Origin of the sequence: Streptomyces deccanensis (assembly GCF_022385335.1) — a bacterium.
Taxonomy (GTDB): Bacteria; Actinomycetota; Actinomycetes; order Streptomycetales; family Streptomycetaceae; genus Streptomyces; species Streptomyces deccanensis.
In genome coordinates this window covers 9,246,844-9,268,871 of record NZ_CP092431.1, presented here as the reverse complement: position 1 = coordinate 9,268,871, position 22,028 = coordinate 9,246,844, and the positions used below count along the sequence as shown (strand labels likewise).

Here is a 22,028-nt window from a genome sequence, read left to right as displayed (position 1 = left end):
CTGTGAGGAAACAACCATGACCGTACGTGTAGGTGTCGTCGGCGCCGGCTGGATCGGCAAGGACCACATCCGGCGGCTCACCGAGACCGTCACGGGTGCCCGCGTCACCGCGGTCACCGACATCGACGCCGCCCGCGCCGAGGAGGCGGCGGCCCCGGTCGGGGCGCGGGTGCTGCCCGACGGCGCCGCCCTGATCGCCGCCTCGGACGTGGACGCCGTCCTCGTGACGTCCTGGGGCCCGACGCACGCGGAGCACGTACTGACCGCGATCGCCGCCGGCAAGCCGGTGTTCTGCGAGAAGCCGCTGGCCACGACCGCCGAGGACTGTCTGCGGATCGTCGAGGCCGAGACGGCCCTCGGGCGCCGTCTGGTCCAGGTCGGCTTCATGCGCCGCTACGACGCCGGCTACCGGAGGATGAAGCGGGTCATCGACTCCGGCCGCATCGGCGCACCGCTGATCGTGCACTGCGCCCACCGCAACCCGACGGTCCCGGAGTCGTACACCTCGGCCATGGCCGCGCTGGACACGGCCGTGCACGAGGTGGACGTACTGCGCTGGCTGCTCGACGACGAGATCGTCTCCACGCAGGTGGTCACGCCCCGCCCGACGAGCAGGCGGTTCGCCCATCTCAAGGACCCGCAGATCATGCTCTTCGAGACCGCGAAGGGGGTCCGGATCGATCTGGAGGTCTTCGTCAACTGCCAGTACGGCTACGACATCCAGTGCGAGGCGGTGGGCGAGGAGGGTCTCGTACGGCTGCCCGATCCGGCGACGGTCGGGCTGCGCACCGCCGGACAGCACAGCACGGAGGTGCCGGGCGACTGGGTGGGCCGTTTCGCGGACGCCTTCGACACCGAGTTCCGTGAATGGATCGCGGGCGTCGCCGCCGGCGCGGAGCCCACGGGCCCGTCCGCCTGGGACGGCTACGCCGCCACCGTCATCACCGCGGCGACCTTCGAGGCCCTGGAGTCGGGCCGGATCGTCGCCACCGACCTCAAGCCCCGTCCCCCCTTCTACGGAGGTGCCGCGTGAAGATCGCCCTCGACCCGTACATGTTCCGGGCCCTGCCCATCGACGAGATGGTGCGCACGGTCGCCGAACTCGGCTACCGGTACATCGAGTTGTCGCCGCGCGACGATTTCATGCCGTTCTTCCTGCACCCCCGCGCGGACGACGCGCGCGTCGCGGAACTCAAGAACTCCCTGCGCGCACACGGCGTCCAGCTGTCCTCGGTGCTGCCGCTCTACAAGTGGTCCTCACCGGACGAGACCGAGCGGCAGGCCGCGGTCCGCTACTGGAAGCGGATGATCGAGATCACCGCCGACCTCGAATGCCCGCTGATGAACTCGGAGTTCAACGGCCGTCCCGAACGGGCCGCCGAGAGCGAGGCGGCGTTCTGGCGTTCGCTGGAGGAACTGCTGCCGCTGTTCGAGCGGGAGGGCATCGCCCTGAACCTGGAGGCGCACCCGGACGACTTCTGCGAGGAGAACACCCCGGCCGTCGACCTGGTCCGCGCGATCGACAAGCCCTGGGTGAACTACCTGTACTGCGCCCCGCACTCCTTCCACCTCTCCGGCGCCTCGCAGGTCGGCGCGGACATCGCGGCGATGATGCGGTACGCCGGCGACCGGCTGAAGCACGTGCACATCGCCGACTCCTTCGACCACAAGGGCTCCAGCGGGCTGCGCTACATCCTCAACCCGCCCGGCACGACCGCCCGGATCCACCAGCACCTGGACATCGGCCAGGGCGAGGTGGACTGGGACGCGTTCTTCGGCACCCTGCGCGAGCTGGACTTCGACGGGGTGGCCACCGCCTGCGTCTTCGCCTGGGAGGAGCGGGCGAAGGAGTCGTCCGCGTTCATGCTGGAGCGCATCACCAAGGAGCTGGGGTCCCGCTGACGCTCAGGCCAGGGTCACCTCGACCGGCAGCTTCTTGATGCCGTTGACGAAGTTGGAGCGGACGCGCGGGACGTCACCGACCAGGCGGATGTCGGCGAGGCGCGGGATCAGCTCCTCGAACATGATGCGGATCTCGGTGCGGGCCAGCAGGTTGCCCAGGCACAGGTGAGGGCTGCCCTTGCCGAAGGTGACATGGTCGTTGTCGGCGCGGGCGACGTCGAGGTCGTAGGGATTGCCGAAGACCTCCTCGTCGCGGTTGCCGGAGGCGTACCACATGACGACCTTGTCGCCCTCCTTGATCCGTTTGCCGCCGAGTTCGACGTCACGGGTCGCGGTGCGGCGGAAGTGGTAGACGGGGGACGCCCAGCGCAGGAACTCCTCCGTCGCCACCGGGATCAGGGAGGGGTCCTCCTGGAGGCGGGCGAGCTGCTCCGGGTGCTGGAGCAGGGCCAGCATGGAGTGGGTGATGGTGTGGCGGGTGGTCTCGTTGCCGGCGACGACCAGCAGCAGGAAGTAGTTGTCGAAGTCCTGTGCGGAGAGCGGGACCCCGTCGCGCGGGGTGGTGTTGACCAGCCTGGAGACCAGGTCGGTGCCGTCGCCGCCGCGGCGCTGCCGGGCCAGTTCGCGGCCGTACTCGAAGACTTCGAGGGAGGCGGGCGAGCGGAACGGCAGATGCTTGAACCGCTCGCTCTCCGCGCTGTTCAGCAGGACGTCCGCGTAGTCGGGGTCGGTGTTGCCGATGATGCGGTTGCCCCAGTCGATGAGCTTCTGGTTGTCCTCCGGGGGGACGTCGAGGAGGCGGGCCAGGACGTTGATGGGGAAGTCGGCGGAGACGTCGGCGACGAAGTCGAAGGTGCCCTTGGCGAGGGCCGCGTCGAGGGTGGTGGCGGTCAGGCCGCGCAGGAAGTCGGTGTAGCTGTTGATGACGCTCGCGCCGAACTGGCGCTGGATCACGCTGCGCAGGGCGCGGTGGCGGACGCCGTCCAGTTCGAGGATGGAGGCGCGGGTCCTGATCTGGTCCTCGTCGACCTCCTCCAGGTTGACGAACCTCGTCGAGGTGAAGGTCTCGGCGTCGCGGTCGACGCGGGCGATGTCGACGTGCCGGGTGACCGCCCAGAAGCCGGAGTTGGGGGCCTCCTCCGGCTGCCAGTGGACCGGGTCCTGGTGGCGCAGGGTGTGGAACATGCGCCACGGGGTGACACCGTCGGTGAAGTTGTCGAGGTCGGCGAGGTCCACGTCGTCCAGCGGCATGGGTTCCTGCACGGCCTCGCGCACGGAGGCGGGGCGGGCTGAAGTGGTCATGATGGAGGTGCTCCCAGGCGTCACAGGTGGTAGGCGTACTCGGTGAACTCCCAGTCGGTGACGTGCCGTTGGAAGCGTGCGACCTCGTCGCGCTTGTAGCTGAGGTACGAGGTGGTGAAGGCCTTGCCGAGGATCTCGGTGAGGGCGGTGTCCGCCTCCAGGGCGTCGAGGGCGGCGGCGAGGTTCGCCGGCAGCACGGCCGACCTGGCGGTGTCGTAGCCGTAGCCCTCCAGCGGGGCCGGGGGTTCCTCGCCCGCCCGGACGCCGAGCAGGGCGGCGGCGATCGTGCCCGCGATCAGCAGGTACGGGTTGGCGCCGGCGTCGCCGAGGCGCAGTTCGAGCCGGGCGCCGGAACCGCGCTCGGGCGGGATGCGGACCATGGCGCTGCGGTTGTCCAGGCCCCAGTCGATCAGCCAGGGGGCGAGGGTGTCCGGGCCGAAGCGTTTGTAGGAGTTGACCGTCGGGTTGGCGAGGGCGGCGAGCGCCGGGGCGTGGGCGAGGACCCCGGCGATGGCGTGGCGGGCGGTGTCGGACAGTCCGTGGTGGCCCTCGGGGTCGTCGAAGGCGTTGCGGCCGTGCTCGTCGTCGCAGGACAGGTGGAGGTGGAAGCCGGAGCCGCCCGCGTCGTTGAAGGGTCTGGCCATGAAGGTGGCGAGACGGCCCTCCTTGCGGGCGAGTTCCTTGACGGCGGCCTTGAAGCGGAAGGAGCGGTCGGCGGCGGACAGGGCGTCCGAGTGCGTCAGGTTGATCTCGAACTGGCCGCCGTCGAACTCGTGGTTGCCGTTGGTGACGCCGATGCGCAGGTCGCGGAGGTGGCGCAGGGTGGGCAGCAGATGGTTGTCGGGGTCGGCGCGCAGGCCGGCGGTGTAGACGGCGCCGGTGGTGCCCGAGTAGCGCCGCCAGCCGCTCGGGGAGGCGGGGTCCGCGTCGCAGAGGAAGTACTCGAGTTCGGGGCCGACCACGGGGCGCAGACCCTCGTCGGCGCAGTGGGCGAGCACCGAGCGCAGCAGGTCGCGGGGGGATTCGGGGGCGGGTGCCCCCGTCGCGGGGTCGATGGCCTCGCCGAGGCAGGAGGCGACGCCGGGCTCCCAGGGGAGGGCGACCAGGGTGTCGAGGTCGGGCCGTACGTGGATGTCGGGCAGGCCCGCGTCCAGACCACCGGCCACGGGGACGACGTCGCCCTGGGGCGAGGTGTGGTAGACCGCCCGGCAGAAGGCGAGCCCGTGCTCGCAGGCCGTCGGCAACTGGTCGAGCAGCACGTCCCGGGCCCGGTCGGTACCGATCAGGTCGGGATAGGTCACCCGGACCACGTCGATGCCCTCGGCGGCCAGCCGCTCCTGGTGTTGCCGGACGGCCGGTGTTTCGGATGCGCTCACCGTTGACTCCTCGACGACTGAGGCCGTTTGTTTGATGCCAAACGATAGGAACGGGTGAAGCGGCCCGCAAGGGGCCGGGGCCGAAAAAATTATCCACTCGGACAGGTATTGACCAGGGGTGGCCCGGTTCATATGTTGTTTGGAGTCAAACGAGCTACCCCCGGAGGACCGGCCATGAAGGTCGTCGTCGACATGAACAAGTGCCAGGACCACGGACAGTGCGTCTTCGCCGCCCCCGACGTCTTCCAGCTCGACGCGAACGGGCGGCTGGCCTATGTCAGCGACCCCGACGACGCGCTCCTGGACGAGGTCGAGGAAGCCGCCGACGTCTGCCCGCTCCAGGCCATCCGGATCGAGGGCTGAGCCCCATGACAGGGACGGACACGGTGACGGACGCGGGGCCGGGGACGGTAGCGGACGCGAGGGCGGGCCGCGTGGTCGTCGCCGGCGCTTCCATGGCCGGGCTGCGCGCCGCCGAGCAGCTGCGCGCAGCGGGCTGGACCGGGGCGATCACCCTGGTCGGCGAGGAACCGCACATGCCCTACAACCGGCCTCCGCTCTCCAAGGAGGTGCTGGCCGGGCAGGCGCCCTTCGAGTCGCTGGCCTTCCGGCCGCGCGCGAGCGTGGCCGACGTGGAGTGGCGGCTCGGCACGAAGGTCGTCGCCTCCCGCCTCACCGAGCGGACCGTCGTCCTCGACGACGGGTCGCGGCTGGCGTACGACGGTCTGGTCGTCGCCACCGGTATGCGGCCCCGCCGCCTGTCCTGTCCCGGCCCGCTCGCCGGACGACACACCGTCCGCACCCTCGCCGACGCCCAGGGCCTGCGGGTCGAGCTGACCCGGCCCGGTGTCCGGGTGGTCGTCGTCGGGGCCGGGTTCATCGGCTGCGAGGTGGCCGCCACCGCCGTGGGCCTCGGCGTCGCCGAGGTGACGGTCGTCGATCCGCTGCCGCTGCCCATGGTCGGCCCGCTCGGCGAACTGCTCGGGCACGCCCTGCGGCGACGGCACGAGGAGCGCGGGGTGCGGTTCGCGCTCGGCACGGGTGTCGCCGGGTTCGAGGGCGGGGACCGGGTCACGGGTGTGGCGCTCGACGACGGGACCGTGCTGGCCGCCGACGTGGTCGTGGAGTCGGTGGGCTCGCTCGCCAACGTGGAGTGGCTGGAGGGCAACGGCCTCGACCTGACCGACGGGGTGCTCACCGACGAACAGCTGCGGGTCGGCGGCCACGCGAACGTCGTCGCGGTCGGCGACGTCGCCCGCTTCCCCAACGCCCGCTACGACGGCGTACCCCGCCGGGTCGAGCACTGGTCCATTCCCACGGACACCGCCAAGCACGCCGCGAAGGTCCTCACCGGCGGCGAGCCCGCACCCTTCGCCCCGCTGCCCACCTTCTGGAGCGACCAGCACGACTTCCGGTTGCAGTCCTTCGGCGCGCCCGTCCTCGGCAGGGACGACGTACGGGTCCTGGACGGTGACCCCGACGGCGACGTCCTGGTCGGCTACCACCACGGCGGCCGGCTGGTCGGGGTCGTCGCGCTCGGTGGACCCGCGACCGTCTCCGCCGCCGCCCGCCACCGCGCCGCACTGCTCCGGCAGCCCGCCCTCACCGCGTAAGGACCTCCCGACCATGACCAGTGTCCGTGGATACTTCCACCCCAAGACGGCGAGCGGTGCCTCGTCGCTGATCCCGTCGCCGCCGTGGCACTACTCGGGCGACCTGCTCACCGTCGAGTACCGCACGGATCCGGCGCGGGTGCGTGAACTGCTGCCCGAGCCGCTGGAGTTGGCCGACGAGGACCCCGGTGCGGTCGCGCTGATCTGGGCCGACTGGCAGTCCTGCTCGGCGTCGGGGACGGAGCTGCTGGATCCGGTGCGCTCCCAGTACAAGGAGGCCTTCGCGGTCGTCCGCTGCCGGTACAAGGGGCGGACGTACTCGCGGTGCGTCTACATCTGGGTCGACAAGGACTTCGCGATCGCCCGCGGGCTGCACCAGGGGTATCCGAAGAAGCTCGGGTCCATCCACCAGACGCGGCCCCATCCGTACGGGCCCGCTCCGCGGATCGCGGCCGGGGCCCGGTTCGGGGCGACCCTGGCCGCGGCGGACCGGAGGTTGGCCCAGGCGGTGGTGACGCTGCGGGAGCCGGCGGAGACGAACGGGTTCGTGAACGCGCATCCCATGGCGCATCACCGGTGGCTGCCGTCGATCGAGGCCGGGAAGGGGTTGGCGCTGGACGAGTTGATCGAGACCGGGGCGGCGGCCTTCGAGGGAGGTCAACCGTGGGTTGGTGACGCCGAGTTGGAGTTGTTCGAGGCGCCGACGGAGGAACTGGCGCGGCTGTCGGTCGAGGAGCCGATCGCCGCGTACTACCGGCAGGTGGGGGTCGTTTGGGACGGGGGGCGGCTGCTGGAGTCCGGGACGTCCGAGGCGGCTGCCGGGTGAGGTTCGTGGGCGGCTGCGGGTCGCTCGTGGCTGGTCGCGCCCACGCGGCGGAGCCGCACATCGATACAGCCCCGCGCCCCTGAGTAGGCGCAGTCACCTCCGCTAGAAAGGCACCCTCTGTCATGGATCACAAAATCACCGTCGCCGGCGTTTCCGTCGACACCCGGCACTGGATCGGTGGGCGGCGGGTCGGCTCTGCCGAGACCTTCACCGATGTCTCGCCCATCGACGGGCAGGTGCTCGGCGAGATCGCTCGCGGTGGTGCGGCGGAGGTCGAGGCCGCTGTCGCCGCCGCCCGGGAGGCGTTCCCCGACTGGGCCGCCACCTCCCGCGCCGAGCGCGCCCGCGTCCTGCACGCCATCGCCGACGGGGTCGAGAAGCGGCTCGAAGAGCTGGCGATCGTCGAGACGCACGACAACGGGGCGCTGTTGCGCTCCCACCGGCGCGGCGTCATGCCCCGGGTGGCGCACAACTTCCGGTTCTTCGCCGACTGGCTGCTGACGCTGGAGCACGAGGACTTCGAGACCCGCGGGCACACCAACCACGTGAGCTGGGACCCGGCCGGGCCGTCCGTGCTGATCACACCGTGGAACGCGCCGCTGATGCTGGCCACCTGGAAGGTCGCCCCGGCCCTGGCCGCCGGCAACACGGTCATCCTGAAGCCGGCCGAGTGGACCCCGCTCACCGCGTCGCTGCTGGCGGACATCTCCGCCGAGGCGGGGCTGCCCGCCGGGGTGCTCAACGTCGTCCAGGGGTACGGCTCGGAGATCGGCGACGCGCTCACCTCGCACCCGGACGTCCGGCGGATCAGCTTCACCGGATCGGTACCGACGGCCCGGCGGATCGCCGCGTCGGCGGCACCGAACCTCACCCCGCTCAGCCTCGAACTGGGCGGCAAGTCACCGCTGTTGGTGTTCGCTGACGCCGATCTGGACCTGGCGGTGGACCTCGCGGTGGAGCAGTACGACAACGCCGGGCAGGTCTGCCTGGCCGCGACCCGGTTCCTCGTCGAGGAGTCGGTCGCCGAGGAGTTCACCCGGCGGTTCGTGGAGCGGGCCGGCGCCCTGCGCCAGGGCGACCCCCGGGACGAGTCCACCGACATCGGGCCGAACATCCACCCCCGGCAGCTGGAGAAGATCGACGGGTTCGTGCGGCGGGCCGTCGCGGCGGGGGCCCGGGTGGTCATCGGCGGGCACCCGGGCGAGGGCCAGTACTACGCGCCCACGCTGCTCACCGATGTCGCCCAGGACTCGGAGATCGTGCAGGAGGAGGTCTTCGGGCCGGTGCTGACCCTGCAGACCTTCACCGACGAGGAGGAGGCCGTCCGGCTCGCCAACGACACCCGCTTCGGGCTGGCCGCCACCCTCGCCACCGGTGACCCCGAGCGCGCCGCACGGGTCACCGAACGGCTGGTCGCGGGAACGGTGTGGGTGAACTGCTTCTTCGTACGCGACCTCCAGGCGCCCTTCGGCGGCTCCCGTCAGTCCGGGGTCGGCCGGGAGGGCGGCACCTGGAGCTTCGACTTCTACTGCGACCTGAAGAACACCGTCACCGCACCGAACGGATGGAACAGCCATGGGTGAGATCGTCGGGGCGGGTCTCCTAGCCCACGTCCCCACCATCGTCCTGCCGGAGGCCGACCGGCTGGAGCTCAACGAGGGCAAGGAGATCACCCTCGTCACCGGCCTGCGGGAGCTGCGCCGGGACGTCTTCGACCGTGACGACTACGACACCGTCGTCGTCCTCGACTCGCACTGGGCGACCACCGTCGAGTTCGTCGTCGCCGCACAGGCGCGCCGCGCCGGCCTCTTCACCTCCGAGGAGCTGCCGCGCGGGATGTGCCGGATGCCCTACGACTTCCCCGGCGACCCCGAACTCGCCCTCAACATCGAGAAGTTCGCGGACAAGCACGGCACGTGGATCACCGCGATCGAGGACGAGTACCTGCCCATCTACTACGCCACGATCAACCTCTGGAAGTTCCTGGGCGAGGGGCTGCCCGACAAGCGGTGGGTGACCATCGGGGTCTGCCAGACCGGGGACATGGAGGACCATCTGCGGCTGGGGCGCGCGCTCGCCGACGGCATCGCCGCCACCCCCGGGCGACGGGTGCTGGTCATCGCCTCGGGTGCCCTGTCGCACACCTTCTGGCCGCTGCGCGAGCTGCGCGACCACGAGGCCAGCGATCCGGTCCACATTTTCACCCCGGAGGCCCGCGCGGCCGACGAGGAGCGGATCGCCTGGTTCAAGGAGGGCCGGCACGACAAGGTCCTCGACACCATGGACGAGTTCTGGAAGTTCAAGCCCGAGGCCAAGTTCTTCCACTACCTGATGATGGCGGGCGCGCTGGGCGAGCGGGCCTGTGTCGCCAGGGCCCGGCAGTACGGGGAGTACGAGAACTCCGTCGGTACCGGTCAGGTCCACCTCTGGTTCGACCGCCCCGCCGACGGCTGGACCGGCGGCATCCCTACGACCACCACGGAGCCCACCCATGCCTGAGTACCGCCGCATCCTCCTCGACGGCGCCGCCGTCCAGGTCACCGTCGACGGGGACGAACTCGTCGCCGGGGACGGCCGTCGCGTCAAGACCGAGGAGGCGCACCATCTGCCGCCGGTCGTGCCGTCGAAGGTGGTCGCCGTCCACCTCAACCACCGCAGCCGCGTCGACGAGTTCCGGATCGAACTTCCCGACACGCCCACGTACTTCCACAAGCCGACCTCGTCCCTCAACTCCCACAGGGGCGCGATCGTCCGCCCCGAGGGCTGCAAGTGGCTCAACTACGAGGGCGAGGTCGCCATCGTCATCGGGAGAACGGCGAGGAACATCGCACCGGCCGAGGCGGGCGCGTACATCGCCGGCTACACGATCGCCAACGACTACGGCCTGCACGACTTCCGTGACACCGACGCCGGTTCGATGCTGCGGGTGAAGGGGTCCGACACCCTCTGCCCCCTCGGCCCCGGCCTGGTCACCGACTGGGACTTCCACGGCAAGCGGCTGCGGACGTACGTCAACGGCGAGGTCGTCCAGGACGGCTCGACCGACGAGATGAAATGGGACATGCACTACCTCGTCGCCGACATCGCCCGCACCATCACGCTGTATCCGGGTGACGTGCTGCTGTCCGGCACCCCGGCCAACTCCCGGCCCGTGCGGCCCGGTGATGTCGTCGAGGTGGAGGTGGAGGGTCTCGGCCGACTCACCAACCACATCGTGACCGGGCCCACCGCCGTGCGCACCGACGTCGGCGCGCAGCCCACCGAGTCCGAGGAGGTCCTGTCCACCGCGCTCGGCGGCGACTGGGAGTTCCGCGGCATCCGGCCGCCCCGGCGGTGACGTCGCGACGGGTCCCGAGGAGCCGACGGCCACGCACCCGGCTGGTCTCCGGCGCACTCGACGGTCTCGTCCCGCAGCCGCTCGTCCTCGACGAGCCCCAGGTCATGACCCCGGGCGTCCGACGTCCGGGGCCTTCCGGCGTTCCCGCGCACGCCTGTCGCACCGGCCGAAAATCTTCCCCCGACCCCCTTGCCAAACGGATAGGGCGAGCCCACGATGAGGCAACTCGTTTGGGCCTAAACGAACCCATCCTCCCCGTCCCCGACAGGTGATCCGAGTGGACAGTCAGACGGCGGTCGCCCCGCACAGCTCACAGGAACCATCCACCGCAGGCAGGCTCAAGCCCGATTCCCTCGGCGTCCTGGGCATCCTCTTCTTCGTCCTTTCCGCCCAGGCCCCGCTGACCGGCATCGCCGGAGCCGTCCCCATCGCCGTCGTCATCGGCAACGGGGCCGGCGTCCCCGCCGCGTACCTCGCGGCCGGCGTCGTGATCCTGCTGTTCTCCATCGGCTTCGTCGCCATGGGCCGCCACGTCGTGGACGCCGGCGCCTTCTACACGTACATCGGCAAGGGGCTGGGCCGCTCGGCCGGCTCCGGCAGCGCCGGCGTCGCGCTCTTCGCCTACTGCGCCATCCAGGCCGCGATGTACGGGCTCTACGGCGCCACGGTGAGCGGCCTCGTCGAGCACTACACCGAGGTGCACATCGCCTGGTGGGTGTGGGCGCTGGTCACGATGGTGGTGGTCCAGGTCCTCGGCGCCGCCGGGATCGAGATGGGCGCCAAGGTCCTGGCCGTGTTCGTCCTGGCGGAGTTCAGCGTCCTGATCGCCTTCGCCGTCGTCACCTTCGTCAAGGGCGGCGGCCCCGAGGGGCTGGGCTTCGCCGACAGCTTCTCGCCGGACGCGGCGCTCCAGGGTGCTCCCGGTGTGGCGCTGATGTTCGCCGTGGCGTCGATGTTCGGTTTCGAGGCGACCGCCATCTACGGCGAGGAGGCCCGGGAGCCCAGGAGGACCGTCCCGCGCGCCACCTATCTGTCGGTCGCGGTGGTCACCGGTTTCTTCGCCTTCACCTCGTGGATGCTGGTCTCCGCGCACGGCGCGTCCCGGGCGACGGCCGAGGCGGGCAAGGCGCTGGAGGGCGGCGACGCCGCGGGCTGGGTCTTCGCACCCATCGCGGCGGAGTTCGGCGCCTGGACCGGCGACGTGCTGCCCGTACTGCTGGCCACCTCGCTGTTCGCCGGCATCCTGGCGTTCCACAACTCCGCCAACCGCTATCTGTTCTCCCTGGGCCGCGAGGGCCTGCTGCCGCGCGGGCTGACCTCGCTGAACGGGCGCCACTCCCCCTGGGCGGCCGGCATCGTCCAGACCGTGATCGCGGCGGGCCTGGTCCTACCGTTCGCCCTGCTGGGCAAGGACCCCGTGCTGACGCTGTTCTCCTGGTTCAGCGGTGTGGCCGTCCTCGCGATGATGCTGCTGTACCTCCTGACCTCCGTCTCCGTGGTCGTCTTCTTCCGCCGCTCCCGTGCCGACACCCGGCCCTGGAACACCCTGATCGCACCGGTCCTCGGCGCGCTCGGCATCGCCGGGGCGATCTGGCTGATCATCGAGAACTTCACCACGCTCATCGGCGGCGACGAGACCACCGCCGTATGGCTCCAGCTGACCGTTCCGGCGGTGTTGGTCCTGGGGCTCGTCGTGGCACGGCTGACCCGGGGCGCCCGGACCGCCACGGACTGACCGCCGCAGCCGTCACACCCGCCCACACAAGGTCAAGAAGAGGAGAGCCGATGCCCGCCCCCGCCCACGACACCCTGCTCCGTCGCGCCAAGGAACTGGAGCTGCCCGGCCGGCACCACATCGACGGGGTGGACGAGCCGGGCGGGGGCGCCTCCTTCGCCGTCGTGTCACCCCGAGACGGGCAGGTTCTCGTCGAGGTCGCCGACGCCGGCAGCGCCGAGGTCGACCTCGCCGTGACCGCCGCCCGCCGGGCCTTCGACTCCGGTCCGTGGCCCCGCCTGGCCCCCGCCGACCGGGGCCGCGTCCTCCTCCGCGTCGCCGAACTCCTCGAAGAGCAGCGGGAGAAGCTCGCCCTGACCATCACCCTGGAGATGGGCAAGCCGTACACGGAGGCCCACGACATCGAACTGCGGGCCGCGATCAACACGTTCCGCTGGTACGGGCAGCTGGCCGACAAACTCACCGACGAGTCGCCCCACACCGCCCCCGACGCCCTGGCCCTGGTCACCCGGGAGCCCGCCGGTGTCGTGGGCGCGGTGGTGCCGTGGAACTTCCCTCTCACACTGGCGAGTTGGAAGGTCGCCCCGGCGCTGGCGGCCGGCTGCACGGTGGTCCTGAAGCCGTCCGAGAACTCCCCGCTGTCCGCCCTGCTGCTCGGTCGGATCGCCACCGAGGCGGGACTGCCGCCGGGCGTCCTCAACGTCGTCACCGGTGACGGACCGACGGCCGGACGCGCTCTCGGGCTCCACCCCGGCGTGGACGTGCTGGCGTTCACCGGGTCCACGGCGGTCGGCCGGCACTTCCTGCGCTACGCCGCCGACTCCAACCTCAAACGCGTCTGGCTGGAGCTGGGCGGCAAGTCGCCGAACATCATCCTGCCCGACGCCCCCGACCTGGAGAAGGCCGCCGCCACCGCCGCCTGGGGCATCTTCTTCAACCAGGGCGAGATGTGCACCGCGCCCTCCCGGCTCCTGGTGCACTCCTCCGTCGCCGAACGCGTCACCGAGGCGATCGTGGCCCGCGCCCGGGAACTGCGCGTCGGCGACCCGCTCGACCCGGCCACCGAGATGGGCGCCCTGGTCGGCGAGGCCCACCTGGAGCGCGTACGGGACCACATCGCCGGCGGTCTGACCGAGGGCGCCCGCCTGCGCGTTGGCGGCTCCCGGGCCCACGCCGAGACCGGAGGCAGCTACCTGGAGCCGACCGTCTTCGACCGGGTGGACCCCGGGATGCGGCTGGCCCGCGAGGAGATCTTCGGCCCCGTCCTGTCCGTGCTCACCTTCGACGACCTCGACGAGGCCGTGAGACTCGCCAACGCCACCGAGTACGGCCTCGCCGCCGGCCTGTGGACCTCCGACCTGTCCACCGCCCACCGGGTCTCGCGCGCGCTGAAGGCCGGCACGGTGTGGGTCAACTGCTACGAGGAGGGCGATCTGACCGTCCCGTTCGGCGGGATGAAGCAGTCGGGCAACGGACGCGACAAGTCCGCCCACGCCTTGGAGAAGTACACCGAGCTGAAGACGACCTGGATCCAGTTGTGACCCGACCCACGGGCCGGCCCCGACCACTGATCGCGGTACCCGCCCGTTTCGCCGCCACGACCTCCGCGCTGCGGTACGCCGCCGAGGTCAACGCCCGCGCGCTGATCGAGGCCGTGTGGCGGGCGGGCGGTGAACCCGCGAGCATCCACCCGGCGCCCGACGGCGACGCGGCCGCGCGTCTCGCCCGCTTCGACGGGGTCCTCCTCCCGGGCGGCGGCGACCTCGCCCCGTACCGCTACGGCGCCACCGACACCCACGCCAGCGTCTACGACGTCGACGATGTGCAGGACGCCTTCGACCTCGAAGTCGCCCGCGCCGCCCTGGATTCGGGCATCCCGCTGCTGGCGGTCTGCCGGGGCCTCCAGGTCGTCGACGTAGCCCTCGGCGGCACCCTGGAGCAGGACATGGGCGGCCCGGAACACGAACACCGCCACCTCGTGCACCCGGTGGCGATCCGACGCGGCACCCTGCTGGAGCGGGCCACCGGCGCGCAGAAGGTGGAGGCGTCCTGCTACCACCACCAGCGGGTGGACCGGCTGGGCGAGGGACTGGAGGTCACCGCCCGCGCCGCCGACGGCACGGTGGAGGGGCTGGAACTCCCCGGCTCCCCCGGCTGGTTCACCGCCGTGCAGTGGCACCCCGAGGACACCGCTCACGAGGACCCCGCGCAGCAGGGCCTGTTCGACGCCCTCGTACGGGCCGCCGGGGACCGGTGCTGAACGCGCGCGAGCGGGGGTGCGGGGAGGCGCGAGGCCCCGCACCCCCGCCCGTCGTCAGCTGTCGCCGCCCTCCAGGTCGCCCTCGGTCTCCAGGTACACCTGGCGCAGCCCCTCCAGCACCGCCGGGTCGGGCTTCTCCCACATCCCGCGCGACTCCGCCTCGAGCAGCCGCTCGGCGATGCCGTGCAGCGCCCAGGGGTTGGCCTGCTGCAGGAACTCGCGGTTGGTCTCGTCCAGGACGTACGTCTCGGTGAGCTTGTCGTACATCCAGTCGGCGATCACACCGGTGGTGGCGTCGTAGCCGAACAGGTAGTCGACGGTGGCGGCGAGTTCGAAGGCGCCCTTGTAGCCGTGGCGGCGCATCGCCTCGATCCACTTGGGGTTGACGACGCGGGCCCGGAAGACCCTGGACGTCTCCTCGACGAGGGTGCGGGTGCGGACCGTCTCGGGCCGGGTGGAGTCGCCGATGTACGCCTCGGGGGCCGTGCCGCGCAGCGCGCGGACGGTGGCCACCATGCCTCCGTGGTACTGGAAGTAGTCGTCGGAGTCGGCGATGTCGTGCTCGCGGGTGTCGGTGTTCTTCGCGGCCACCTCGATCCGCTTGTAGGCGGTCTCCATCTCCTCGCGGGCCGGACGGCCGTCCAGCTCCCGGCCGTAGGCGTAGCCGCCCCAGACCGTGTAGACCTCGGCGAGGTCGGCGTCGGTGCGCCAGTCCCGGGAGTCGATCAGCTGGAGCAGGCCCGCGCCGTACGTACCGGGTCGGGAGCCGAAGATCCGGGTGGTGGCCCGGCGTTCGTCGCCGTGCTCGGCGAGGTCCGCCTGGACGTGGGCGCGGACGTGGTTGACCTCGGCCGGCTCGTCGAGCGACGCGGCGAGGCGTACGGCGTCGTCGAGCAGCCCGATGGTGTGCGGGAACGCGTCACGGAAGAAGCCCGAGATGCGCAGGGTGACATCGACCCGGGGACGGCCCAACTCCTCGGCCGGGACGGCCTCCAGGCCGGTCACGCGGCGCGAGGCGTCGTCCCAGACGGGGCGGACGCCGAGCAGGGCCAGCGCCTCCGCCACGTCGTCGCCGGCCGTGCGCATCGCGCTCGTCCCCCACAGCGACAGCCCGACCGACGTGGGCCATTCGCCGTTGTCGGCGCGGTAGCGCTCCAGCAGCGAGTCGGCGAGGGCCTGGCCGGTCTCCCAGGCGAGGCGGGAGGGGACGGCCTTGGGGTCGACGGAGTAGAAGTTCCGGCCGGTCGGCAGGACGTTGACCAGGCCCCGGAGCGGGGAGCCCGAGGGGCCGGCGGGGACGAAGCCGCCGTTCAGGGCGTGGACGGTGTGGCCGAGTTCGGCGGTGGTCGCCGCGAGCCGGGGCACGACCTCGCGGGCGGCGAACTCCAGGATGGCGGCGACCTGTTCACCGCGCTCGGCGGGGACGTTCGCCGCCACGACCGTGGGGACGGCGGCCGGGTCCCAGCCCGCGTCCTCCATCGCCTGCACCAGCGCGCGGGCCTTGTCCTCCGCCTCGTCGGCGGTCGTGCGGGTCGCGGCGGACTCGTCGAGGCCGAGGGCCTCGCGCAGGCCGGGCAGGGCCTGGGTGCCGCCCCAGATCTGGCGGGCGCGGAGGATGGCGAGGACGAGGTTGACGCGGTCGGCGTCCGCCGGGGGGTTGCCGAGGACGTGCAGACCGTCGCGGATCTGGGCGTCCTTGACCTCGCAGAGCCAGCCGTCGACGTGCAGCAGGAAGTCGTCGAAGCCGTCGTCCTCCGGGCGGTCGTCCAGACCGAGGTCGTGGTCGAGCTTGGCGGCCTGGATGAGGGTCCAGATCTGGGCGCGGATCGCGGGCAGCTTCGCCGGGTCCATGGAGGAGATCTGGGCGTACTCGTCGAGGAGTTGCTCCAGGCGCGCGATGTCGCCGTAGGAGTCGGCGCGGGCCATCGGCGGCACGAGGTGGTCGACGAGGGTGGCGTGCACGCGGCGCTTGGCCTGGGTGCCCTCGCCCGGGTCGTTGACCAGGAACGGGTAGACCAGCGGCAGGTCGCCGAGGGCGGCGTCGGGGCCGCACGCGGCGGACAGGCCGGCGTTCTTGCCGGGGAGCCACTCCAGGTTGCCGTGCTTGCCGAGGTGGATCATCGCGTCGGCGCCGAAGCCGCCGTCCTCGGCGCGGGCCGCGATCCAGCGGTAGGCGGCCAGGTAGTGGTGGGAGGGCGGGAGGTCCGGGTCGTGGTAGATCGCGATCGGGTTCTCGCCGAAGCCGCGCGGCGGCTGGATGAGGATCAGCAGGTTGCCGAAGCGCAGTGCCGCGAGGACGATGTCGCCCTCCGGGTTGGCGCTGCGGTCGACGAACATCTCGCCGGGCGGCGGGCCCCAGTGCTCCTCGACGGACGTGCGCAGTTCCTCGGGGAGTTCGGCGTACCAGCGGCGGTAGTCGGCCGCCGGGATCCGGACCGGGTTGCGAGCCAACTGCTCCTCGGTCAGCCAGTCCTGGTCGTGACCGCCGGCCTCGATCAGCGCGCGGATCAGCTCGTCGCCGTCGCCGGAGGCCAGACCCGGCACCTCGGCGTCCGTCCCGAAGTCGTAGCCCTCCCCGCGCAGTCGGCGCAGCAGGGCGACCGCGCTGGCGGGGGTGTCCAGGCCGACCGCGTTGCCGATGCGGGAGTGCTTGGTCGGGTAGGCGGAGAGGACGAGCGCGAGGCGCTTGTCCGCGTTGGCGATGTGGCGCAGGCGCGCGTGGCGTACGGCGATCCCGGCGACGCGGGCGGCGCGCTCGGGGTCGGCGACGTAGGCCGGGAGTCCGTCCTCGTCGATCTCCTTGAAGGAGAACGGGACGGTGATCAGGCGGCCGTCGAACTCGGGGACGGCGATCTGGCTGGCCGCGTCGAGCGGGGACACGCCCTCGTCGTTCTCCTCCCAGGCGGCGCGCGAGCCGGTCAGGCACAGGGCCTGGAGGATCGGCACGTCGAGGCCGGTGAGGGCGCCAGCGTCCCAGGACTCGTCGTCGCCGCCGGCCGACGCCTCGGCGGGCTTGGTGCCGCCTGCGGCGAGGACGGTGGTGACGATGGCGTCGGCGGCGCGGAGTTCCTCGATCAGCTCGGGCTCGGGGGCCCGCAGGGAGGCCACGTACAGCGGGAGCGCGCGGGCGCCCTTGTCCTCGATCGCCTCGCACAGGGCGCCCACGAAGGCGGTGTTGCCGCTCATGTGGTGGGCCCGGTAGTAGAGCACGGCGATGGTCGGGCCGTCGGCGGTGTCGCGGGCGGTGCGCTCCAGTGGGCCCCAGGAGGGCGCGGGCGCGGGCGCGTCGAAGCCGTGGCCGGTGAGCAGGACCGTGTCGGAGAGGAAGCGGGCCAGCTGCTCCAGGTTGGCGGGGCCGCCGTGGGCGAGGTAGGCGTGGGCCTCGGCGGCGATGCCGACCGGGACGGTGGAGGCGGCCATCAGCTGGGCGTCGGGCGCCTGTTCACCGGTGAGGACGACGACCGGGCGGCCGTCGGCGAGCAGCAGGTCGAGGCCGTCCTGCCAGGCGCGGATGCCACCGAGGAGGCGTACGACGACCAGGTCGGTGCCGTCGAGGAGCGCCGGGAGGTCCTCCAGCGCGAGGCGCGAGGGGTTGGCGAAGCGGTAGGGGACCGGGCCGGCGGCCGCGCGGGCGCTGAGCAGGTCGGTGTCGGAGGTCGACAGGAGCAGGATGCGGGGCTGCGCGGAGCGCTCCCCGGACGATGGCTGCATGCGGCTGCTGGCCTTCCTCGGGGTCCGCGCCCCGGGCGGTGTCGAATCGAAAGTCTCCCCTGCTCGGGCGGGCCGAGGGGTACGGGGAAGGGAGTTCCTGACTCGCCCGACCCTCCTGGGACGGGCTCACAGTGGCGGGACCGCGCCGGACTCACACCGGGCTTCCTCCCCTGTCGCCGTGGTGGCGTCGATGGACCGGATGATCCACCGAGCAGCATAGTAAGGGTCGCCTCAAAAGGAAGGCTGCCCCAAAAGGGCGGAGGATACGTCCGATGTGCCGGTGGGTATGCTCGCCGCCATGTCCACGCCTCCCCTGCGTTCATCGTCCCAGGCCACAGCGGTCACACGGGACCGTGGCGACGCCTGCCCGGGGACACTGCGGCTGCATGCGGCGGACGACGGGGCACTGGCCCGGGTCCGGGTGCCCGGTGGTGTGCTGACCGTCCGCCAGGCCGAGGCGCTCGCCGAGGCGGCGCGACGGCTCGGGGACGGTGATCTTCACCTCACTTCCCGGGGCAATGTGCAGCTGCGGGGGCTGCCCGAGGGCTGCGGGGGCGAGCTGGCCGAAGCGCTGGACGCGGCGGGGCTGTTGCCGTCCGCCGGGCACGAGCGGGTGCGCAACATCGTCGCCTCGCCCCTGTCCGGTCTCGACGGACGCGGTCTGCGCGACGTACGGCCCTGGCTGACCGCCCTGGACACCGCGCTGTGCGCGAGCGAGGCGGCGCGGCGCTTGTCGGGCCGGTTCCTGTTCGCGCTCGACGACGGGCGGGGGGACGTGGCCGCGCTGGACGCCGATGTGACCGTCCGGGCGACCGGGGGCGACGGCGCGCTGCTGAGCCTGGGGACGGCCGGCGAGAGCCTGTCGGTCCCCGGTGAGCACGCGGCCCGGGCCGCGCTCGCCGCCGCCGAGACCTTCCTGGAGGCGGCGCGGCAGAGCGGGGCGCGGGTCTGGCGTGTGACCGAACTCCCCTCCCAGGACGCGCTGCTCCACGAGGTCCGGAACCGGCTGACGGCCGTCGGCGTCGACACCGCGATCCGGGTCGGCGACGGGAGCGGGACGACCGCGGCCGGACCCGACGGCCCATCGGCCGCGACCGACGGCCCGCCCCCCGGACCCGACGGCCCGCCGCCGGGAGTTGTCGGCGACGCCCTCTCCGTACACGTCCCGCTCGGTCGCCTCACCCCGCTCCAGTGGCGGGAGTTGACCGCACTGGCGGCCACCGCTTCCTCCCGTGAGCTGCGGCTGACCCCCTGGCGCGGAGTCGTCGTCCCCGTACCGGGTCTGGACGAGGAGCGGGCGACCGACGCGCTCGCCCGGCTCTCGGTGACCGGCCTCGTCACCGATCCCGCCTCCCCCTGGCTGCGCGTCGGCGCCTGCATCGGACGCCCCGGCTGCGCCAAGTCCCTGGCGGACGTACGGGCGGACGCGACCGAGACTCTGGAGGCGGCGGGCCGCGCCGGGCTCCCCCTGTACTGGTCCGGCTGCGAACGCCGCTGCGGCCACCCCCGGGGTGAACACGTCGACGTGGTGGCGGTGGGGGGCGGCGGCTACGAGCTGTCCCGCACGGCTCCCGGTCAGGCCCCGCGCACCGCGTCCATGGCCGACCCCGGGCAACTCGCCGACGCCCTGACGGCGATCACCTCATGAGCACCACGAACGACACCCGCACGAACGACACCCGCACGCACGATCCCCGCACGAACGCCCCCCGTACGACGACCGAGAGCAGCGAGAAGACCACCGTGACCACCTACGACTACGAGAAGGACGGCCCGGCGATCTACCGGCAGTCCTTCGCCACCATCCGCGCGGAGGCGGACCTCGCGGCCCTGCCCGCCGATGTCAGCCAGGTCGCGGTCCGGATGATCCACGCCTGCGGAATGGTCGACCTGGTACGGGACTTGACGTACACGCCCGACGTGGTGGCCCGCGCCCGCGAGGCCCTGCGGGCCGGGGCGCCCATCTTCACCGACGTCAAGATGGTGGCCAGCGGGGTGACCCGCAAGCGGCTGCCCGCCGACAACGACGTGCTGTGCACGCTCTCCGACCCGGCCGTCCCCGCGCTGGCGGCGAAGCTGGGCACCACGCGCAGCGCCGCCGCGCTGGAGCTGTGGCGGGACCGTCTGGAGGGCTCGGTGGTGGCCGTGGGCAACGCGCCCACCGCGCTCTTCCGGCTGCTGGAGATGATCGACGAGGGCGCGCCCCGGCCCGCCGCCGTCATCGGTGTGCCGGTCGGCTTCGTCGGCGCCGCCGAGTCCAAGGACGCGCTGGCGGAGCACCCGTCGGGCCTGGAGCACCTCGTCGTACGCGGCCGTCGCGGCGGGAGCGCCATCGCCGCCGCCGCGCTCAACGCGATCGCGAGTGAGGAAGAGTGAGCGGCAAGCTGTACGGGGTGGGGCTCGGCCCCGGTGACCCGTCCCTGATGACCGTGCGGGCCGTCGAGGTGATCTCCGAGGCGGACGTGATCGCGTATCACTGCGCCCGGCACGGCCGTTCCATCGCCCGCTCGATCGCGGCGAAGCATCTGCGCGCCGACCACATCGAGGAACGGCTGATGTATCCGCTGACGACGGAGACCACCGACCACCCCGGCGGTTACAAGGGTGCGATGGAGGACTTCTACGCGGAGGCGTCGGCCCGGCTCGCGGCACATCTCGACGCCGGGCGCACGGTCGCGGTCCTCGCCGAGGGCGACCCGATGTTCTACGGCTCCTACATGCACATGCACAAGCGGCTGGTCGACCGCTACGACACCGAGGTGATCCCCGGTGTCACGTCCGTGTCGGCGGCGGCGGCCCGGCTCGGCACCCCGCTCGCCGAGGGCGAGGAGGTGCTGACGATCCTGCCGGGCACCCTGCCGGAGGAGGAGCTGACCGCGCGGCTCGCCGCGACCGACGTGGCCGTGGTGATGAAGCTGGGGCGCACCTTCACCAAGGTGCGGAGCGCGCTGGGGAGTTCGGGGCGGCTCGGTGAGGCCCGCTATGTGGAGCGGGCCACCATGGCCGGGGAGCGGCTCGCCGAACTGGCGGACGTGGACCCGGAGTCGGTGCCGTACTTCTCGGTGGCCGTGCTGCCCAGCCAGGTCGACGTCGAGCGGCCCGAGGCGCGGGAGCGGGGCGAGGTCGTGGTCGTGGGGACCGGGCCCGCCGGTCCGCTGTGGCTGACGCCCGAGACGCGGGGCGCGCTCGCCGCCGCCGACGACCTCGTCGGCTACACCACGTACCTGGAACGGGTGCCGCGCCGGGCGGGTCAGGTGCGGCACGGCTCGGACAACCGGGTCGAGTCGGAGCGTGCCGAGTTCGCCCTCGACCTGGCCCGGCGCGGGCGGCGGGTCGCGGTGGTCTCCGGGGGCGACCCGGGGGTCTTCGCCATGGCGACGGCCGTGCTGGAGGTCGCCGCGCAGGAGGAGTACGCGGACGTGCCGGTGCGGGTGCTGCCGGGGGTGACCGCCGCCAACGCGGCCGCCGCCCGCGCGGGCGCCCCGCTCGGCCACGACTACGCCACGATCTCCCTCTCCGACCGGCTCAAGCCGTGGGAGGTCATCGCCGAGCGGCTGCGCGCGGCGGCCTCGGCGGACCTGGTGCTCGCCCTCTACAACCCCGGGTCGCACAGCCGGACCTGGCAGGTGGGCAAGGCGCGCGAGCTGCTCCTCGAACACCGGGCACCGGACACGCCGGTCGTGGTCGCGCGGGACGTGGGCGGCTCCGGTGAGCGCGTACGGATCGTACGGCTGGCCGAGCTGGACCCGGCCGAGGTCGACATGCGCACGATCCTGCTGGTCGGCTCCTCGCAGACCCGGACGGTCCGGCGCGGGGACGGCGAGGAGATCGTCTGGACGCCGCGCCGGTATCCGGAGGCGTGAGCGGGACGAGGGCGTGCGGCGGACGGGCGTGAGCGGCGCGGGAGCGCGTGCGACGAGCGGGCGTCAGCGGGGCGGGAGCGCCTGCGGCGGACGGGCGTCAGCG

At 72.3% G+C, this 22,028-nt stretch carries 17 protein-coding genes and 1 riboswitch; of the genes, 14 read left to right on the top strand and 3 right to left on the bottom strand.

The window, feature by feature from the left end; all coding sequences use genetic code 11:
* Positions 1-16 precede the first annotated feature (16 nt).
* Positions 17-1,033: a Gfo/Idh/MocA family oxidoreductase gene (locus L3078_RS40785; RefSeq protein WP_239759253.1), complete on the top strand. Its 1,017-nt coding sequence runs from the start codon at positions 17-19 to the stop codon at positions 1,031-1,033.
* Positions 1,030-1,902 carry a sugar phosphate isomerase/epimerase family protein gene (locus tag L3078_RS40780; RefSeq protein ID WP_239759252.1) on the top strand — a complete coding sequence of 291 codons (873 nt, stop codon included), beginning with the start codon at positions 1,030-1,032 and terminating at the stop codon, positions 1,900-1,902. The genes L3078_RS40785 and L3078_RS40780 overlap by 4 nt, the downstream gene beginning before the upstream one ends.
* 3 nt (positions 1,903-1,905) lie before the next feature.
* Here L3078_RS40780 and L3078_RS40775 read toward each other — a convergent pair whose 3' ends face one another.
* Entirely contained in the window at positions 1,906-3,204 is a 1,299-nt protein-coding gene (locus L3078_RS40775; protein ID WP_239759251.1) for a cytochrome P450, read from the bottom strand.
* A gap of 20 nt (positions 3,205-3,224) precedes the next feature.
* Positions 3,225-4,580 carry a glutamine synthetase family protein gene (locus L3078_RS40770; RefSeq protein WP_239759250.1) on the bottom strand — a complete coding sequence of 452 codons (1,356 nt, stop codon included), beginning with the start codon at positions 4,578-4,580 and terminating at the stop codon, positions 3,225-3,227.
* Between the two features lie 174 nt (positions 4,581-4,754).
* Between L3078_RS40770 and L3078_RS40765 the strand changes: the two genes are divergently transcribed.
* The 9 genes from L3078_RS40765 (at position 4,755) to L3078_RS40725 (ending at position 14,351) form a co-directional block, all read left to right on the top strand.
* Positions 4,755-4,943, top strand: a complete 189-nt coding sequence (locus L3078_RS40765) for a ferredoxin (RefSeq protein ID WP_239759249.1) — start codon at positions 4,755-4,757, stop codon at positions 4,941-4,943.
* A 71-nt stretch (positions 4,944-5,014) separates the two neighbouring features.
* Positions 5,015-6,193 carry an NAD(P)/FAD-dependent oxidoreductase gene (locus L3078_RS40760; protein WP_275593236.1) on the top strand — a complete coding sequence of 393 codons (1,179 nt, stop codon included), beginning with the start codon at positions 5,015-5,017 and terminating at the stop codon, positions 6,191-6,193.
* 13 nt (positions 6,194-6,206) lie between these two features.
* A complete protein-coding gene (locus L3078_RS40755) occupies positions 6,207-7,019 on the top strand; it encodes an acetoacetate decarboxylase family protein (RefSeq protein ID WP_239759248.1) in 813 nt (270 codons plus the stop codon).
* A 122-nt stretch (positions 7,020-7,141) separates the two neighbouring features.
* Positions 7,142-8,602 (top strand): aldehyde dehydrogenase, encoded by a 1,461-nt coding sequence (locus L3078_RS40750; protein WP_239759247.1) that lies wholly within the window; start codon positions 7,142-7,144, stop codon positions 8,600-8,602.
* Entirely contained in the window at positions 8,595-9,518 is a 924-nt protein-coding gene (locus tag L3078_RS40745; RefSeq protein WP_239759246.1) for a 3,4-dihydroxyphenylacetate 2,3-dioxygenase, read from the top strand. The genes L3078_RS40750 and L3078_RS40745 overlap by 8 nt, the downstream gene beginning before the upstream one ends.
* Complete coding sequence (locus L3078_RS40740; protein WP_239759245.1) at positions 9,511-10,356, top strand: fumarylacetoacetate hydrolase family protein; 846 nt, start codon at positions 9,511-9,513, stop codon at positions 10,354-10,356. The genes L3078_RS40745 and L3078_RS40740 overlap by 8 nt, the downstream gene beginning before the upstream one ends.
* A 277-nt stretch (positions 10,357-10,633) precedes the next feature.
* Positions 10,634-12,091 (top strand): APC family permease, encoded by a 1,458-nt coding sequence (locus tag L3078_RS40735; RefSeq protein ID WP_239759244.1) that lies wholly within the window; start codon positions 10,634-10,636, stop codon positions 12,089-12,091.
* A gap of 50 nt (positions 12,092-12,141) precedes the next feature.
* The gene (locus L3078_RS40730; RefSeq protein ID WP_239759243.1) at positions 12,142-13,632 is read left to right on the top strand and encodes an aldehyde dehydrogenase; all 1,491 of its coding nucleotides are present in this window, start codon (positions 12,142-12,144) and stop codon (positions 13,630-13,632) included.
* A complete protein-coding gene (locus L3078_RS40725; protein ID WP_239759242.1) occupies positions 13,629-14,351 on the top strand; it encodes a gamma-glutamyl-gamma-aminobutyrate hydrolase family protein in 723 nt (240 codons plus the stop codon). Before L3078_RS40730 ends, L3078_RS40725 begins: the two co-directional genes overlap by 4 nt.
* 54 nt (positions 14,352-14,405) lie before the next feature.
* On the opposite strand, the gene cobN is transcribed toward L3078_RS40725, so the two are convergent.
* The gene (gene cobN, locus L3078_RS40720) at positions 14,406-18,062 is read right to left on the bottom strand and encodes a cobaltochelatase subunit CobN (protein WP_239759241.1); all 3,657 of its coding nucleotides are present in this window, start codon (positions 18,060-18,062) and stop codon (positions 14,406-14,408) included.
* 75 nt (positions 18,063-18,137) lie between these two features.
* A riboswitch (cobalamin riboswitch) is annotated at positions 18,138-18,268 on the bottom strand.
* An 80-nt stretch (positions 18,269-18,348) separates the two neighbouring features.
* Between cobN and cobG the strand changes: the two genes are divergently transcribed.
* The 3 genes from cobG to L3078_RS40705 all read left to right on the top strand — a co-directional run bounded on the left by cobG (position 18,349) and on the right by L3078_RS40705 (position 21,925).
* The gene (gene cobG, locus L3078_RS40715; RefSeq protein ID WP_239760680.1) at positions 18,349-19,710 is read left to right on the top strand and encodes a precorrin-3B synthase; all 1,362 of its coding nucleotides are present in this window, start codon (positions 18,349-18,351) and stop codon (positions 19,708-19,710) included.
* 95 nt (positions 19,711-19,805) lie between these two features.
* Positions 19,806-20,438, top strand: coding sequence for a precorrin-8X methylmutase (locus L3078_RS40710; RefSeq protein WP_239760679.1), 633 nt, complete (start codon positions 19,806-19,808; stop codon positions 20,436-20,438).
* Positions 20,435-21,925 (top strand): precorrin-2 C(20)-methyltransferase, encoded by a 1,491-nt coding sequence (locus L3078_RS40705; RefSeq protein ID WP_239759240.1) that lies wholly within the window; start codon positions 20,435-20,437, stop codon positions 21,923-21,925. Before L3078_RS40710 ends, L3078_RS40705 begins: the two co-directional genes overlap by 4 nt.
* Positions 21,926-22,028 lie beyond the last annotated feature (103 nt).

What these genes read in the sequence shown, in the direction of transcription:
- L3078_RS40785 (WP_239759253.1), top strand. Translation starts at nt 17, where the DNA reads ATGACCGTACGTGTAGGTGTCGTCGGCGCCGGCTGGATCGGCAAGGAC.
- L3078_RS40775 (WP_239759251.1), bottom strand. Translation starts at nt 3,204, where the DNA reads ATGACCACTTCAGCCCGCCCCGCCTCCGTGCGCGAGGCCGTGCAGGAA.
- L3078_RS40765 (WP_239759249.1), top strand. Translation starts at nt 4,755, where the DNA reads ATGAAGGTCGTCGTCGACATGAACAAGTGCCAGGACCACGGACAGTGC.
- L3078_RS40755 (WP_239759248.1), top strand. Translation starts at nt 6,207, where the DNA reads ATGACCAGTGTCCGTGGATACTTCCACCCCAAGACGGCGAGCGGTGCC.
- L3078_RS40750 (WP_239759247.1), top strand. Translation starts at nt 7,142, where the DNA reads ATGGATCACAAAATCACCGTCGCCGGCGTTTCCGTCGACACCCGGCAC.
- L3078_RS40745 (WP_239759246.1), top strand. Translation starts at nt 8,595, where the DNA reads ATGGGTGAGATCGTCGGGGCGGGTCTCCTAGCCCACGTCCCCACCATC.
- L3078_RS40740 (WP_239759245.1), top strand. Translation starts at nt 9,511, where the DNA reads ATGCCTGAGTACCGCCGCATCCTCCTCGACGGCGCCGCCGTCCAGGTC.
- L3078_RS40730 (WP_239759243.1), top strand. Translation starts at nt 12,142, where the DNA reads ATGCCCGCCCCCGCCCACGACACCCTGCTCCGTCGCGCCAAGGAACTG.
- cobN (WP_239759241.1), bottom strand. Translation starts at nt 18,062, where the DNA reads ATGCAGCCATCGTCCGGGGAGCGCTCCGCGCAGCCCCGCATCCTGCTC.
- cobG (WP_239760680.1), top strand. Translation starts at nt 18,349, where the DNA reads ATGCTCGCCGCCATGTCCACGCCTCCCCTGCGTTCATCGTCCCAGGCC.